Origin of the sequence: Eikenella sp. NML99-0057, assembly GCF_001648535.1 — a bacterium.
GTDB classification, from domain to species: Bacteria; Pseudomonadota; Gammaproteobacteria; order Burkholderiales; family Neisseriaceae; genus Eikenella; species Eikenella exigua.
In genome coordinates this window covers 542,590-557,579 of record NZ_LXST01000001.1, presented here as the reverse complement: position 1 = coordinate 557,579, position 14,990 = coordinate 542,590, and the positions used below count along the sequence as shown (strand labels likewise).

The 14,990-nt window shown below is 56.2% G+C and carries 16 protein-coding genes; 4 read left to right on the top strand and 12 right to left on the bottom strand.

Going from position 1 to position 14,990, the window contains the following annotated elements; translation table 11 throughout:
• Window positions 1-71 precede the first annotated feature (71 nt).
• Together murU and A7Q03_RS02700 are read right to left on the bottom strand one after the other, a co-directional pair.
• A complete protein-coding gene (gene murU, locus A7Q03_RS02705) occupies window positions 72-770 on the bottom strand; it encodes an N-acetylmuramate alpha-1-phosphate uridylyltransferase MurU (protein WP_067447072.1) in 699 nt (232 codons plus the stop codon).
• Window positions 771-1,007: 237 nt separating this feature from the next.
• Window positions 1,008-2,165, bottom strand: coding sequence for a class I SAM-dependent RNA methyltransferase (locus A7Q03_RS02700; RefSeq protein WP_067447384.1), 1,158 nt, complete (start codon window positions 2,163-2,165; stop codon window positions 1,008-1,010).
• A 160-nt stretch (window positions 2,166-2,325) separates the two neighbouring features.
• Between A7Q03_RS02700 and mutY the strand changes: the two genes are divergently transcribed.
• Complete coding sequence (gene mutY / locus A7Q03_RS02695; RefSeq protein ID WP_067447070.1) at window positions 2,326-3,342, top strand: A/G-specific adenine glycosylase; 1,017 nt, start codon at window positions 2,326-2,328, stop codon at window positions 3,340-3,342.
• A 277-nt stretch (window positions 3,343-3,619) separates the two neighbouring features.
• Window positions 3,620-5,788: a TonB-dependent hemoglobin/transferrin/lactoferrin family receptor gene (locus A7Q03_RS02690; protein ID WP_231863702.1), complete on the top strand. Its 2,169-nt coding sequence runs from the start codon at window positions 3,620-3,622 to the stop codon at window positions 5,786-5,788.
• A 136-nt stretch (window positions 5,789-5,924) separates the two neighbouring features.
• On the opposite strand, the gene A7Q03_RS02685 is transcribed toward A7Q03_RS02690, so the two are convergent.
• From A7Q03_RS02685 to hfq, 6 genes are all read right to left on the bottom strand, one after another.
• Entirely contained in the window at window positions 5,925-6,842 is a 918-nt protein-coding gene (locus A7Q03_RS02685; RefSeq protein ID WP_067447067.1) for an EamA family transporter, read from the bottom strand.
• Window positions 6,843-6,889: 47 nt separating this feature from the next.
• The gene (locus tag A7Q03_RS02680) at window positions 6,890-7,141 is read right to left on the bottom strand and encodes a DUF1289 domain-containing protein (RefSeq protein ID WP_067447382.1); all 252 of its coding nucleotides are present in this window, start codon (window positions 7,139-7,141) and stop codon (window positions 6,890-6,892) included.
• Window positions 7,142-7,388: 247 nt separating this feature from the next.
• The gene (gene argS / locus A7Q03_RS02675; RefSeq protein WP_067447065.1) at window positions 7,389-9,107 is read right to left on the bottom strand and encodes an arginine--tRNA ligase; all 1,719 of its coding nucleotides are present in this window, start codon (window positions 9,105-9,107) and stop codon (window positions 7,389-7,391) included.
• Window positions 9,108-9,245: 138 nt separating this feature from the next.
• Complete coding sequence (locus tag A7Q03_RS10345) at window positions 9,246-9,506, bottom strand: CrcB family protein (RefSeq protein ID WP_255361789.1); 261 nt, start codon at window positions 9,504-9,506, stop codon at window positions 9,246-9,248.
• Window positions 9,507-9,649: 143 nt separating this feature from the next.
• The gene (locus A7Q03_RS02665; protein WP_197474741.1) at window positions 9,650-10,351 is read right to left on the bottom strand and encodes a 5'-methylthioadenosine/adenosylhomocysteine nucleosidase; all 702 of its coding nucleotides are present in this window, start codon (window positions 10,349-10,351) and stop codon (window positions 9,650-9,652) included.
• A 104-nt stretch (window positions 10,352-10,455) separates the two neighbouring features.
• Window positions 10,456-10,716 carry an RNA chaperone Hfq gene (hfq, locus tag A7Q03_RS02660; RefSeq protein ID WP_067438763.1) on the bottom strand — a complete coding sequence of 87 codons (261 nt, stop codon included), beginning with the start codon at window positions 10,714-10,716 and terminating at the stop codon, window positions 10,456-10,458.
• Between the two features lie 289 nt (window positions 10,717-11,005).
• Here hfq and radC point away from each other — a divergent pair, with 289 nt between their 5' ends.
• Complete coding sequence (gene radC, locus A7Q03_RS02655; protein WP_067447380.1) at window positions 11,006-11,707, top strand: DNA repair protein RadC; 702 nt, start codon at window positions 11,006-11,008, stop codon at window positions 11,705-11,707.
• 158 nt (window positions 11,708-11,865) lie between these two features.
• Here the strand turns inward: radC and A7Q03_RS02650 are convergent, their stop codons facing one another.
• Together A7Q03_RS02650 and greA are read right to left on the bottom strand one after the other, a co-directional pair.
• Window positions 11,866-12,477 carry a hypothetical protein gene (locus A7Q03_RS02650; RefSeq protein WP_067447061.1) on the bottom strand — a complete coding sequence of 204 codons (612 nt, stop codon included), beginning with the start codon at window positions 12,475-12,477 and terminating at the stop codon, window positions 11,866-11,868.
• Between the two features lie 11 nt (window positions 12,478-12,488).
• Window positions 12,489-12,965, bottom strand: coding sequence for a transcription elongation factor GreA (gene greA, locus A7Q03_RS02645; protein ID WP_067447378.1), 477 nt, complete (start codon window positions 12,963-12,965; stop codon window positions 12,489-12,491).
• Here greA and A7Q03_RS10710 point away from each other — a divergent pair.
• Window positions 12,964-13,092, top strand: a complete 129-nt coding sequence (locus A7Q03_RS10710; RefSeq protein WP_255361742.1) for a hypothetical protein — start codon at window positions 12,964-12,966, stop codon at window positions 13,090-13,092. The genes greA and A7Q03_RS10710 overlap by 2 nt on opposite strands.
• Before the next feature lie 102 nt (window positions 13,093-13,194).
• On the opposite strand, the gene rnhA is transcribed toward A7Q03_RS10710, so the two are convergent.
• Together rnhA and odhB are read right to left on the bottom strand one after the other, a co-directional pair.
• Entirely contained in the window at window positions 13,195-13,647 is a 453-nt protein-coding gene (gene rnhA, locus A7Q03_RS02640; RefSeq protein WP_067447059.1) for a ribonuclease HI, read from the bottom strand.
• A 132-nt stretch (window positions 13,648-13,779) separates the two neighbouring features.
• A complete protein-coding gene (gene odhB, locus A7Q03_RS02635) occupies window positions 13,780-14,973 on the bottom strand; it encodes a 2-oxoglutarate dehydrogenase complex dihydrolipoyllysine-residue succinyltransferase (RefSeq protein ID WP_067447057.1) in 1,194 nt (397 codons plus the stop codon).
• Window positions 14,974-14,990 lie beyond the last annotated feature (17 nt).

Genomic DNA, 14,990 nt, shown 5'->3' with positions numbered 1-14,990 from the left:
GAAGTTAAAACGGAGTTTCCGAAGGAAGCGGAGTTTCTACGAAGTCAAAACGGATTTTAGATAAGGCAGTATCAGCCTGCCCATTGCCCGCTGATACGGGCGGCTTCCTGCAGGCGTTCGGGAGTGCCCACGTCGAGCCAAAGGCCGGTGTGCATTTCGCCGCACACTTGGCCTTGCTGCATGGCTTGGCGCAGCAGGGGGGCAAGTTTGGTGCGTTGGTGTGCTGCGGTGTGGGCGAAAAGCTCGGGGCGGTAGAGGCCGATGCCGCTGAACGTGTGGGCGGGCTCTTGGGATTCGGTGTCGGTAACTTGGCCGCCAGCTTGGAGGCGGAAATCGCCTTGTGGGTGGTGCGGGGGGTTGGGCACGAGCCAGAGGTGGGCGAGGGTGTTCTCACTCATTTGGGCGGCACGCTCGATGGCGGTGTGGCAGTCGAAATCGGTGAGGATATCGCCGTTGATCACCAGGAAAGGCTCGCTGCCTAAGAGCGGCAGGGCGGTGGCGATGCCGCCGGCGGTTTCCAGCCCGCCGGGTGCTTCGGGCGAATATTGGATAGACACGCCATAACGGCTGCCATTGCCGAGGCCTTGTTCGATTTTTTCGCCGAGCCAGGCGTGGTTAATAACGATTTCTCTGATGCCGGCGGCCGCCAGGCGGCGCAAATGCCAGCCGATGAGCGGCTCGCGGCCGCAGGGGAGCATGGGTTTGGGCAGGGTGTCGGTGAGCGGTCGCATCCGCTCGCCGCGCCCGGCGGCCAGAATCATGGCTTTCATGGTTTCAGGTAGCCTTAAGAGTGAGAAAACCGGGCGATTATATAGCGGAATGGGTTTTCAGGTAGCCTTTTTGGTGGCAAGAGCCGGTAGGTTTGGCACTAATGTCCGAACTGCGGCTACCTGAAAATAAAAAAAGATGAGTATGAATGTGGCAATGACGAGTTATGTTTGAGTTAAAAGGCTACCTGAAACGGATAAACGCTTTTCAGGTAGCTTTGGCTTAACACCTGAGCACAGCTATTTCGCCTTGGGCGTGCGGTGGGAGCCGCGCACCATGTCGAGCAGGAACAGGCGGCAGTCGAGGTTGCCGTTGTAGAGGGGGATTTTGCGTTTGGGGGACAGGCGCATGAGTTTGGGCAGGTCGCGGTCGGCGGTGAGCAGGCCGCAGAGCCAGCCGGGGTAGTGCTGTTTGAGCCAGGAGCCGATCTGGGGGTAGAGGGCGTGCAGGGTGTGGATTTCTTCAAGGCGTACGCCGTAGGGCGGGTTGGCGAGGAGGATACCGTTTTCACCGTTGGGGCGGGTGTCGCGCACGTCGGCTACCTGAAAAACGATGTGCCCGGCCACTTGGGCTTCGCGGGCGTTGATGGCGGCGGTTTGGATGAGGCGGCGGTCGGTGTCGCTGCCGGTGATGGGAGCAGGGGCTTGCGGCAATACGGCGGCTTGGGCTTCTTGGCGCAGGCGCTGCCAGAGGCCGGCATCGAAGTTGGCCAGCTGCTCGAAACCGAAGCGGCGGTCGAGGCCGGGAGCGCGCCGGGTAGCGATGAGGGCTGCTTCGATGGGGAGGGTGCCGCTGCCGCAGAATGGGTCTTGGAAGGGCTGGCTGCCGTTGTAGCCGGCGAGCAGGAGCAGGCCGGCAGCTAGGTTTTCACGCAGGGGGGCGCCGCCGGTGTCTTGGCGGTAGCCGCGTTTGAACAGGGCTTCGCCGCTGGTGTCGATAAAGAGGGCGGCGTGCTGTTCGCTGATAAAGGCGTGGATGCGGATGTGCGGATTGGCTTTATCCACACTGGGGCGTTGACTTTGGCTGCTGCGGAAGCGGTCGCATAGGCCGTCTTTGATTTTGAGGGTGGTAAAGTCGAGGCTTTTCACGCGGGCGCGTTTGCCTTCCACCTTGATTTTGAAGGTTTGCCCGGCATGGAACCAGTCTTCCCAACGAATGCTTTTGGCGGCACGGTAAATGTCGTCTTCGCTGCGGTAGGGCTGTTTGGCCAGTTGCAGCAGGATGCGGCTGGCGGTGCGGGAGTGGAGGTTGGCGCGGTAGGTGGCTTCTAGATTTCCTTGGCAGGATACGCCGCCGTCGGTGGGGGCGATATTGGTGCAGCCTTGGGCGGCAAGCTCTTGGGCGAGGATGGTTTCGAGGCCGCGCGGGCAGGTGGCGAAGAGGGTATGGATGGTCATGACTGGCAATCGGGGTTGGTTTGGGCTGCGATTATAGCGGGAAACGGGCAGATTGCGGCGGAAGGCTACCTGAAAAGCATCCGGCGGCAGCTTGGGCAGTATCATTGCCATTTTAATCCGCTATACAATACGGGATTTTCGGTTTCAGGTAGCCTTATATATGAACACAGATTTCTCCGCCCGGCTGGTGCGCTGGCAAAAGCAACACGGGCGGCACAGCCTGCCTTGGCAGGTGCGCGAGCCTTATGCGGTGTGGCTTTCGGAGATTATGCTGCAGCAAACGCAGGTAGCCACCGTGTTGGCATACTACCCGCGCTTTCTGGCGGCGTTTCCAAACATAGCCGCTCTGGCTGCGGCGGATGAAGACGAAGTGCTCGCGCTGTGGGCTGGACTGGGCTACTACAGCCGCGCCCGCAATCTGCATGCGGCGGCTAAACAGGTGATGCGCGATTTTGGCGGCCGCTTTCCCGATACGCGCCAAGACCTTGAAACGCTCAAGGGCGTGGGGCGCAGCACGGCAGCAGCCATTGCCGCCTTTGCCTTCGGCAGGCGCGAGGCGATTTTAGACGGCAACGTGAAGCGCGTTTTGTGCCGCGTGTTTGCGCAAGACGGGGCAATCGGCGACAAAAAATTCGAAACCGCTTTGTGGAATTTGGCCGAAAGCCTGCTGCCCGCAGCCGAGGAAATGCCCCCCTACACGCAGGGGCTGATGGACTTGGGCACGCTGGTGTGCAAACGCAGCAAACCGCGCTGCGATGTCTGCCCGATGGCAGAAATCTGCCTGACCAAACAGCAAGGGCGGATTGCCGAGCTGCCGCGCAAGAAAACCGCGGTGGCGGTGAAGGAAGTGGCGCTGTATTGGCTGGTGTTGCGCGACAAGCAGGGTCGGGTACTGCTGGAAAAACGCCCAGCCGGCGGCATTTGGGGCGGGCTCTACTGCGTGCCCTGCTTTGAGCGGCTGGATGATTTGTATGAACGCGCAGCTGCTTTCGGCGTGGCCGCGGAAGATTTAGCCGAAGGAGATTTGGTGAGCCACCGCCTCACGCACCGCCTGTTGCAAATTACGCCTTTGCAGGCAAACGGAGTGGCGGCAGCTGCAGCACACGGTAGCCTGTGGGCCAATACGGCGGAATATGGTTTGCCCAAGCCGTTGGCAGAATATTTGCGGCGCGGGTAAAGTAAAAGGCTACCTGAAAACAGCACACCAATCCGCCAAAATTTTCAACACTGCAACAACTCACGTCCTGATACTTAATTTTCTTTACTTCTTTTTAAATAAAATATAGAATTATTATCAATTCTACTAAGGTAACAGCCTGATGAACAGGCTGTTTTTCATGCAGTCATCCCCATTCCGAGAACCAAACATGCATACTCCGCCCCATCCGCTTTCATGCCTACAGAGCCGCCTATTATCCGCGCTGTGCCTGCCAGCTATATTCGGTTTCATTGCTGTGCCTACTCAGGCGGCCGGTAAAAACAGCGATAGTGCCGTATTGCCCGTGATCGAAATCCGGGGGCAGCGTGCACTTTCTACCCTTGCCGGTCAATCCCGCCTTACCCGTGAAAATATCGACCAACAACAAGCAGACAATGTTGCCTCCCTTCTTGACCTGCTGCCTGGCACCAGCAGCTCCGGTTCGCCGCGCCCCGGCGGGCAAACCCTAAATATCTGGGGCTTCGGCGACAACGAAGACATCAAAATCTCCATCGACGGCGCTGCCAAAAACTTCGAACGCTACCGCCAAGGCTCGGTGTTTATCGAGCCGGAACTGCTACGCCAAGTAACGGTAGACAAGGGCTCATTTGACGTGTCGCGCGGCAACGGTGGCTTCGGCGGCGCAGTGAAGCTGGAAAGCCGAGATGCACGGGAGTTTTTGCGCGAAGGGCAAAATGTGGGCGGCCTTGTCAAAATCAGCCATCACACCAATGATGAACAATGGCAAACCAGCGCCGCCGTCTTCCTACAAAACAACAACCAAAGCTGGGACGGTTTGCTCTACACCTCCGTACGCCGTGGCCATGACATCCAACAACCCGACGGCGAACGCCTGGCCTATTCTGCCAACAACCAACAAAGCTTCCTCATCAAAAGTAACTACAGCCCCGCCCCCGAGCACCATTTTACCCTTTCTGCCATGTATGGCCGTCATCACGCTTGGGAGCCCTTTGCCGCCAAACGTGGTGAGCTCGCCCGCCCATCCGAACGCGACATCCGTCTCTATGGCTTAGACGGTGCTTGGAAACGCAAACTGGTGTATCGACGCCAAGACGACCAAAGCTATTCCCTCAAATACCGCTACATGCCCGAAAATCCGTTATTCGATCTCACCATGCAACTCAACCATACAAAAACCGTGCAAGACGACGCCCGCCCGGAAAACGCTGGTTCCGGCTTCCTCGGCAGCATGGGCAATGAAAGCCATACTGCCTACCAAGATACCGGGCTCGACATCAGCAATATTAGCCACTTCAGTACTGGCCCGATGCAACACCGCCTCACTCTTGGCCTACAAACAAACCGCCACGTGCGCGAAGTGATGATGTACGACAAGAGCCGGCGGAATAATGCCAATTTCAACTACGGCCGTTTCCAGCCTTATTACATGCCCGCCGGCACGCAACAGCAAAATAGCTTTTACGTGCAAGACGAAATCCGCCTTGGCAACTGGACGTTCACTCCCGCCCTGCGCTACGACCACATCCATAACCAAGGCGAGCCCAATGTGGCACGCGGCTACAACACACCTTCTGCCGGCCATGACTACCGCAGCAAAACCTACAGCAGCTGGTCGCCGTTTTTGGGCATCGCTTGGCAGCCCAACGACAACGCCCTACTATTTGCCAACGCCAGCCGCACTTGGCGCGCTCCTGTAATTGACGAACAATACGAAGTGCAATCCGCCACCAGCAGTGCCTCTGCCACCAGCCGCTATCTCGAGCCCGAACGACTCACCTCCTTCCGCCTCGGCGGCGTCCTGCGTTGGCAAAATCTGCTGCGCGAACAAGACAGCCTGCAACTGCGTACCACTTTGTTCCACAGCAGGGGAAAAGACGAAATCTTCAAAAACCGGGGTATCTTCTGCCGAGAGCAGCTGCCTAACCGTCCCAGCAGCGTTTGTGCCAAACCCATTGCCAACTACCGTAACCTCCCGGGCTACACCATACGCGGTGGCGAAATTGAAGCCTACTACGAATCCGACCACTGGTTTGCCGGCCTCACTTATTCCTTCATGCGCGGTAAACGCCAAGGTTCACCACGCAACCCTTGGCATGACCAAGATACCTGGCTAGCTGACATCCCTCCGCGCAAAGCTACTGCCACCCTTGGCGTACGCTTACCTGTACAGGGTTTAACTTTCGGCTGGAAAGGCGAATTTATCCGCCGCCAAGACCGTTCGCCCACCGATGGCGACCCAATGGCCGCCTACTGGGCGTTACCCAAATCCAAAGGCTACGCCCTGCACGGCCTATTTGCCGCTTGGCAGCCGCCGCACCACGAACAGTTCACTCTGCGTATCACCGTGGACAACCTGTTCAACCGCCGCTACGCCCCCTATCTTGGCGAAGCTGTGAGCGGCGTAGGGCGCAATATCAAAGGTAGTATGTCATGGCAGTTCTAACGGCAATCTTGTAATAAACAAACAAGAAATAGGCTACCTGAAAAATTGTTTTCTAGGTAGCCTTTGTATTGGCGTGGCAAAACAGCCGAATCGTTTTTCAGGTAGCCTTTCGGCTTCGATCAAGGCTACCTGAAACTTACATCGCAATGCCCAGCTTCGCCAGCAGCCAATCCAAATAAAACAGGCTGTAAATCGCCGCGAGTGCCAACACAATGCCGGCTTGGTTCACCGCCGAAGTCTTCTCCTTAAACGCCAGCGCACCAGTGAGTGTGCCCAACACAATCACGCCCAAGTTCATACCGGCAAATACCAAAGTCGGGTCGCCGGAAAAAGCATGGTGTGCCTTGATATAAAACAGAATATTGCCGAAATTCAGCAATCCAAGCAGCAGCCCGCCGGCAAAATCCGCCGCCTTAAGGGGTTTGCCCTGCCGCCACACATAACCCCACATCAACACGCAAGCCAGCGCGAAGGCCACAAACAGATTTAACGACAGCGCCTGCCCGGTTTTGGATAACTGCTTAAACAGAATATCAATCACCCCAAAGCCCAGCCATACTCCCGCCAGCCAAAATATCCCGCCATCCTGCTTGCCCTTGCCCGGCTTGTAGAGCAAAGCCGTCAGCGCACTGAAGGCCAGCACGATGCTCACAATTTTATTGCTATTCAGCCGTTCGCCAAACAGCAGGAAAGCCGCCAACACCGGCAACACCAGCGACAGCCGCTGCGCCGCATCCGAACGCACAATCCCCGCCTGTTCCACTGCCCGTGCCATCACCACAAAAATGCTCGGCAACAACACGCCCAAGGCCAAAAACGGCCACAGGCCGCCAATATCCGCCCCGCGCAAGCTATCCAACGGCGGAGCAAGCAAAAACCAGCAGCAGGTCGTGGCCACAATATAATTCACCGCAATCGCATGCTCAATGTGAACCCCTTTTTTGCGCGCGATTTTCAGCAGCACAGAAACCGCCACGCTGCACAAAACCGCCAAGGCGAGAAACTGCCATGTCCAAGAGGCAGGAAGAAAAGATAAAGCAGATAAAACCAGCATGATTGATGTTTAACAATAAATAGAGAAAGAATGGGGAAAATGGCGGCCTAGAAAAAATCGAAATCCATCTGTTCCGGCAGCTCGATAGAAACGGCCTGCTGTTTAACGGCCAACTGCAACAGCTTGTGCTTACGCAAACGGCACAGACGCAACACGTTCTGTTTTTGCGTACCCGTAAGCTTCAGCCAATACAGCCGCTCCTTACGGCTGCGCAAACAGCCTTTGCAATACCCCTTGCTATTGGCCTGACAAACGCCGATGCAGGGGCTGGGAATGCTGAAAAATTCGAGTTGTTCCATGGTGTGTGCGAAACACTGCGCGAAGTCGGCATTGTATAGCAAGCGTTTGGGTGGAAGCCAGCGGCAGAAGGGGGTTGGCTGAATTTCAGGTAGCCTTTTCAAATGCCGTGCGGTAAGCTAAAAACGCGTAAGTACGCTCCACATCCCGTAAGGGGAAAGGCTACCTGAAAATAAACGTACGCAAAGCAATAGGCTACCTGAAAAGCAAAACTTTCAGATAGCCTGTTTGTCATGCGGCAATAAAGGCTTACATCACTTCCAGCGTGTCGATGCCCAAGAGGCTGAGGCCGGTTTGTAGGGTTTGGCCGGTGAGGGCGGCCAGCTGCAGGCGGGTGTTGCGGACGCTGCCTTCGGTTTTTAGGATGGGGCAGGCTTCGTAGAAGCGGGAGAACAGGCTGGCCACTTGGTAGAGGTAGGCGGCGAGATAGTGTGGATAGGAGCTATCGGCCACGGTTTGCAGCACGTCTTCACACTTCAAGAGCTCGGTGGCGAGCTGGCATTCCAAAGGTTCGGTGAGCACGGGCTGTTCGGTTCGGCTCCATCCGCCGGCTTTTTTCAGCACGCTTTGCACGCGGGTGTAGGCGTATTGCAGGTAGGGGGCGGTGTTGCCTTCGAAGGAGAGCATATTGTCCCAATCGAAGATATAGTCGCTGGTGCGGTTTTTGCTCAAATCGGCGTATTTCACGGCACCGATGCCGACGCTGCGGCCGATTTGGGCGGCGGTGGCATCGTCCAGTTCGGGATTTTTCTCTTTCACGAGGGTGGTGGCGCGCTCTACGGCTTCATCGAGCAGTTCGACCAGCTTCACGGTGTCGCCGCTGCGGGTTTTGAAGGGTTTGCCGTCTTTGCCCATCATGGTGCCGAAGCCGATGAATTCGGCTTGTACATTTTCGGGCAGGTAGCCTGCCAGGCGGGAAGTGGCAAAGAGTTGGCCGAAATGCAGGCCTTGGCGGTGGTCGACCACATAAAGCAGGCGGTCGCCTTTGAGCCGGCCCACGTAATCGCGGATGCAGGCCAAATCGGTGGTGGAATAAAGGAAGCCACCACCTTTTTTCTGCACGATGTAGGCAGCAGGTTCACCTTCTTTGTTTTTGAATTCGTCGAGGAAAACCACTTTCGCGCCGTCGTCTTCCACGGCCAGGCCTTTGGCGATTAAGTCGTTCACCACGGGTTGCAGGTCGTCATTGTATTTGGATTCGCCGGCCACGTCTTCACGGGTGAGCAGTAAGCCGAGTTTGGCATATACTTTTTCGGCATGTTGCAGCGATATTTCCACAAACTGCCGCCACAGTGCGAGCACGGCTTCATCGCCGCCTTGCAGTTTCACCACGTATTCGCGCGCGGTGTCGGCAAAGGCAGGGTCTTCATCGAAACGCACTTTGGCGTTGCGGTAGAACTGTTCCAAGTCGGCCAGTTCGAAATGTTCGTTTTGCGCCCGCTGTTCCACCAAATAGGCCACCAACATGCCGAATTGGGTGCCCCAGTCGCCCACGTGGTTTTGCGCAATCACATGGTGGCCGAGGAAGGAGTGGACGCGGTTGAGGCTGTCGCCGATGATGCTGGAGCGCAGGTGGCCGACGTGCATTTCTTTGGCCAGGTTTGGCGAGGAGTAGTCAATTATGATGGTTTGCGGTGCGGCGGCCTGTGCCACGCCGAGGCGGCTGCTTTGCAGGGCAGCGTGCACTTGCTTGGCTAAAAACTGCGGATTCAGGCGCAAGTTGATGAAGCCGGGGCCGGCCACTTCGGCGGAGGCAATCAGTTCGTTGCCGGCCAGCGCTTCAGCCACTTTCTGCGCCAGCTCACGCGGGTTTTGTTTGCGCTGTTTGGCCGCGCCCATCACGCCGTTAATTTGGAAATCGCCGAATTCGGGGTTTTTAGCCGGCTGCAACACTACCGGCGCGCCTTCGATACCGGCAGCGGCAAAGGCTTGTTCGGCTTCGCGGTTGAGGAGATGAGATAAGTTCATGATGTTTTCATTTTCGGTAGATAAACAATAAAAATCTGTAATTTAGCTTCGGATTAAGCGCTGCACGGCAGCAGCGGCCAGCAGGGTGGCGGCGATGCCGCATATGGTGTGCAGCGACAGAATCAGGCCGGCATGCAGCTAGTCTTTGTGCAGCAGGCGGTCGGACACCTCGCTGGAAAGCGCGGAAAAGGTGGTGAGACTGCCGAGAAAGCCCACTGTCAGTGCATTTTGCAGCGGCTGGGCAAGCGGCCTGCCGCCCAACAGCAAGCCCAATACCGCACCGGTCAGCAGGCAGCCGAGCAGGTTGGCTAGCCAGGTGCCGAAAGCAAATTGGGCAAACAGCGGATTGAAACGCAAACCCAGCTGCCAGCGCAACAAGGCGCCGAGAGTGGCGCCGATAGCAATCAGGGCTGGCTGTAAAGCGACGGGTTCATTTTTCAGGTAGCCTTAGGCTTTCAGATAGCAGGCTGTGCGTTAGTTCGGCTTGATTGTATTGCAGTGTAAGGCCGTTTGTCTTCAGGTAGCCTTTATTCAGATGGCCTTTAAAGAGCGGCAATCAGCTGCAGTACCATTTGGGCTGAATGCACGGAGGCTGTTTTCAAAAAGGTTTCAAAGCTGGTATCGGCTTCTTCGTCGGCGAGGTCGGAAATAGCACGGATAACCACAAACGGCACGCCGAAGCGGTGGCAGCTTTGGGCGATGGCGGCAGCTTCCATTTCCACTGCCTGCACGTCTGCAAAATGGCGGCGTACTTCAGCCACGGATTCGCTGCTGTGTACGAATTGGTCGCCACTTACGATTAAACCGCGGTGTACGGCTGCGTGTCCGAATGCGGCGGCAGCTTTTTCGGCGGCGACACACAGGGCTGAGTTGGATTCGAAGCGCGCAGGCATACGTGGTACATGACCGATAGCGTAGCCGAAGGCGGTAACGTCCACATCATGATGCGCAGTTTGCGTGCCGATGACTACATCGCCCACTTTCAGTTCGCCGCCCAGGCCGCCGGCACTGCCGGTGTTGATGACGAAATCGGGCTGATGCCGTTGCAGCACCAGGGCGGTGCTGAGCGCGGCATTTACTTTGCCGATACCGCTTAAGGCCAACACGACGTTTTTACCGGCGTATTCGCCGCAGTAGATATCGAAATCGGCCACGTGATCGTTGCACAGGTTTTGCAGGCTCTCTTTGAGCAGGGCAATTTCCGGCGGCATGGCGCCGATGAGGGCGATGGTTTGGGGCATGATAGGGTTCTTTCAAGCCGCCTGCGTGGGCAATAGATGCGGGCGGTGTATGGATAAGCAAAAACGCACTGCCTGTGAGCAACAGCCAGTGCGCTGGGGATGCCTACTTATTGCTCGGCTTCGGCGGCAGGTTTCTGATCTGCGGGTGGCTGCAGGCTCACGGCGCGTGCCGGAACAATGGTGGAAATCGCGTGTTTGTACACCATTTGCGTTACCGAGGTGTTGCGCAGCAGTACCACATATTGGTCAAACGACTCTACCTGGCCTTGCAGTTTGATGCCGTTCACCAAATAAATGGATACCGGTACATGTTCTTTACGCAGTGCGTTTAAAAAAGGATCTTGTAACATTTGTCCTTTGGTTGCCATAGTTTTTTACTCCGATTATTTTTGTTCAAACTTTTTCAGGTAGCCTTGCTTAGCGGGATGCTTTCCGCACGGGCGGCCGAAAACTGAGAAAGGTGGCGAATTGTAGCTGTTTGGCACGGCTTTTTCCAACCTTTTTACGCAAGCGGTGGATGAGTAAAGTTCTTTTTATGAGGCAGGTCAAATTATATGCGCTGCCGGCTTGCTTCGGCGGAATTGTTTATAAGCGTTGGCACCTCGCTGCTCCTGTATAATTCTGCATTTAACGAAACACATGAAAAGGGAAGTTAAGATGGGGATCAAGCATTGGCCGGAAAACGAGCGGCCGCGTGAGAAGCTGCTGCATCGTGGTGCAGGAGCGTTGAGCGATGCGGAACTGCTGGCTATCCTGCTACGGGCGGGCATACAGGGGATGAGCGCAGTGGATTTGGCTCGTTATCTGCTGCAGGAGTTCGGTTCGCTCAACCGCCTGTTTTCCGCACCCGTCGCCGAGCTGACGATGCACAAGGGTATGGGTGAGGCGGCGTATTGCCAGTTTGCTGTAGTGCGAGAAATCGGGCGAAGGCTGTTGGCGGAAGAAATGCACGCCACGCCAGCCTTCACTTCTCCGGAGGCGGTAGCGGATTATCTGGTGTTGCAACTGGCGCATGAGCCGGTGGAAGTGAGTGTGGCGTTATTGTTGAGCAGCAGCAACCGGCTGATTGCATTTAAAGAATTGTCGCGTGGCACAGTAGCGGAAAACACAGTGTATATTCGAGAAGTGGCCCAGCTGGCCTTGCAACACCATGCTGCTTCGCTGATTATCGCACACAATCACCCTGGCGGTTCGGCCGAGCCTTCGGCGGCAGATTTGGCCTTCACCCGCCAACTTCAACAGGCGTTAGCGCTGCTGGAGGTACGATTGCTGGATCACTTTATTGTGGCGGGCAATCGGGCAGTGTCTTTTGCCGCAAACGGATGGTTGCCGGAATTGGCAGGGGGTGGGGCTGCCTGAACTAGGTATTTTGTTTTGAATCGATGTATAGCGATGAAGCAGTATTGGAAAGGGCTACCTGATTATTCAGATAGCCTTTTACTTTTCAGGTAGCCTTCAGCTTTGAAGAGGCTAGCTGAAAATAGTTTACTGTATTTTAAGAGGATAATCATTGTATTTTAGCATATTATGCCCTGGCGGCGGCTGTTGGGTTCGTATTTTTCCGACAGGGTGCCGAGAAAGCCTCGGCCGAAGCCTTTGAGGATGCTGTATTCTTCGGTAATTTTTACCAGACGTGGGCGCAGGGGCGAAGTGGCGATGGCGAAGATAAGGCAGAAAACGATGATACTGAAGTACCACATAATCGTGAAGTCTTGGGAAAGGGTATCATTTAAAGCCGGAACGACCAGTGTTATCAGCGGCAACGATAACAGCACAAATATAATGGCGGGCACGCCCCGAAACAGCCAGTGCATCTGTTTTTGGTGCTGTGGGCAAAAGGCGGGGTGGACAGGGATGACTTTGCGGACAATCAGGGCAATAATCAGTGCAATTGGCCAGGAAACGAATAAAATCGGGATAAGCAACAGATTCCAAGCGGGATGATACCAATACAGTTTTCGCGGCTGCTGCTGCGGTTCAGCTGCTTCACCGCAGCGGATGCAGCGGTGGGGCAGGTCTGCGCCTTCGGGCAGAAAGACGCGTTTGCCTTCGCGCCAGCAGCTATCTGCGTGTTGCGGCAGGGATTCTTGGCTTTGCGGAGTCTGATAGGGATTGAAATCTTGGTTCATTTCGCCGCCTACTAGATATACAGCACTTCGATAACTTCGTATTCTCTGATGCCGCCGGGCGCCTGCACTTCGGCCACGTCGCCTTCTTCTTTGCCGATAAGGGCGCGGGAAATGGGCGAGCTGATGGAGATTTTGTTGTCTTTAATGTCGGCCTCGTCGTCGCCAACGATTTGGTAGCGCACTTGGGTTTCGTTTTCCAAGTCTTCCAGCACGACGGTACAGCCGAATACGATTTTGCCTTCGGCATGGATTTCGGTGGGGTCGATGATGTGGGCTACGGAGAGCTTGTTTTCCAGCTCGGAAATGCGGCCTTCGATGAAGCCTTGTTTTTCTTTGGCGGCTTCGTATTCGGCATTTTCAGACAAATCGCCGTGGGTGCGGGCTTCGGCGATGGCTTCGATAATGGCGGGGCGTTCAACGCTTTTAAGATGCTGCAATTCTTGCTTGAGCATTTCGGCGCCGCGTACGGTTAATGGAATCTTTTGCATGATTTTCTCCACAAGGGCTGCGGGGCAGCCGTTTTTGCATAAAAATGCAAGCCGCCCGGTGCCGGCGGCTTGTGAACTCAAATTTTTAGCCAATCAAACGCAGAATTGGAAGCTGCGTTTTGATTGACTGTATGGGTTGCCATTCTATCAGATGGCGGGCGGAACGCCAACTGCCGGAAGGGACAGTTGGCGATGGGTAATTTTGTGCCAATAATTTGATTATTGGTGTTTATTGTTGCTTTCCGGCTATGTTGGCGGCACCTTGGTTGGCCAGTTGGTCGGCGCGTTCGTTTTCGGGGTGGCCGGCATGGCCTTTCACCCACTGCCAGGATACTTGGTGGCGGGCGACTTGTTGGTCGAGCTGCTGCCACAGTTCGGCGTTTTTCACGGGTTGTTTGGCGGAAGTTTTCCAGCCGTTTTTCTTCCAGCCGTGTATCCAGCTTTCCATGCCGTTTTTCACGTATTGGGAGTCGGTGTGGATGGTTACTTGGCAGGGGCGGTTGAGGGCTTCGAGGCCTCGGATCACGGCGGTGAGCTCCATGCGGTTGTTGGTGGTGTCGGCTTCGCCGCCGCAGAGTTCTTTTTCATGACGGCCGTAGCGCAGCAGCACGCCCCAGCCGCCGGGGCCGGGATTGCCTTTGCAGGCGCCGTCGGTGTAGAGGTGAACGGTGGTGTTGGTCATGGTGTTTGGTTGGGGCTACCTGAAAGTTTCAGGTAGCCTTTGCTGTGTTTGATGTGGCAAAAGAGTAAGGCTACCTGAAAAAAAGCTTTTCAGGTAGCCTGATGTTGCTAAGGGTTTAGATTTTAGAAACCGTTAGATTTCCAAAATCAGGCGGGCCGGGTCTTCGAGGGCTTCTTTGATAGTAACTAAAGTGAGCACGGCTTCGCGGCCGTCGATGATGCGGTGGTCGTAGGAGAGGGCCAGATACATCATCGGGCGTACCACAACTTGGCCGTTCTCCACCACGGCGCGTTCTTTGGTGGCGTGCATGCCCAAGATGGCGGATTGCGGCGGGTTGATGATGGGAGTGGACATCATCGAGCCGAAGGTGCCGCCGTTGGTGATGGAGAACGTGCCGCCGGTGAGGTCTTCGATGGCGATTTTGCCGCTCTTAGCTTTGTTGGCGTAGTCCACGATGGCCAATTCGATGTCGGCAATGCTCATCTGATCCACGTTGCGCAGGATCGGCACCACCAGGCCGCGCGGGCTGCCCACGGCAATACCGATGTCGAAGTAGCCGTGGTAAACGATGTCGTTGCCGTCAATCGAAGCGTTCACGGCGGGGAATTTCTTCAGCGCGGCCACGGCGGCTTTCACGAAGAAGGACATGAAGCCCAGTTTCACGCCATATTGTTTCTCGAACTTATCTTTGTATTTGGCGCGCAAATCCATAATCGGCTTCATGTTCACCTCGTTGAACGTGGTGAGGATGGCGTTTTGCGACTGAGATTGCAGCAGGCGTTCGGCCACGCGCTGGCGCAGTCGGCTCATCGGCACGCGCTGTTCCACACGGTCGCCCAGCGGCACGGCCACGGCCGGGGCAGCAGCAGCTTTGGGCGCGGCGGCAGGCATGGCAGCCACGTCTTCTTTCAGCACACGGCCATCGCGGCCAGAACCTGGTACGCCGGATACGTCCACGCCTTTTTCGGCAGCCAGTTTGGCGGCAGCGGGCATAGCCACGCCGGCGCGCGCACCAGCGGCAGCCACATGACCTACTGGCTCGGCAGCGGGGGCTTGGGCGGCAGCCGGGGCTGCTTCTGCTGCTTTGGCTTCGGTGTCGATTTTAGCCAACAGCTGGCCGGCGGTAACGGTGGCGCCGTCTTGTTCAATGATTTCCACAATCACGCCGGCCTGCTGAGCGGGCAGCTCGAGCACAACCTTGTCGGTTTCGAGGTCGATCAGGTTTTCGTCGCGGTTCACATAGTCGCCCACCTTCTTGTGCCAGCTCATCAGGGTGGCTTCGGTAACGCTTTCCGGTAGCGGGGGTACGGTGATTTCGATAATCATGGTTTTATCCTTTAATA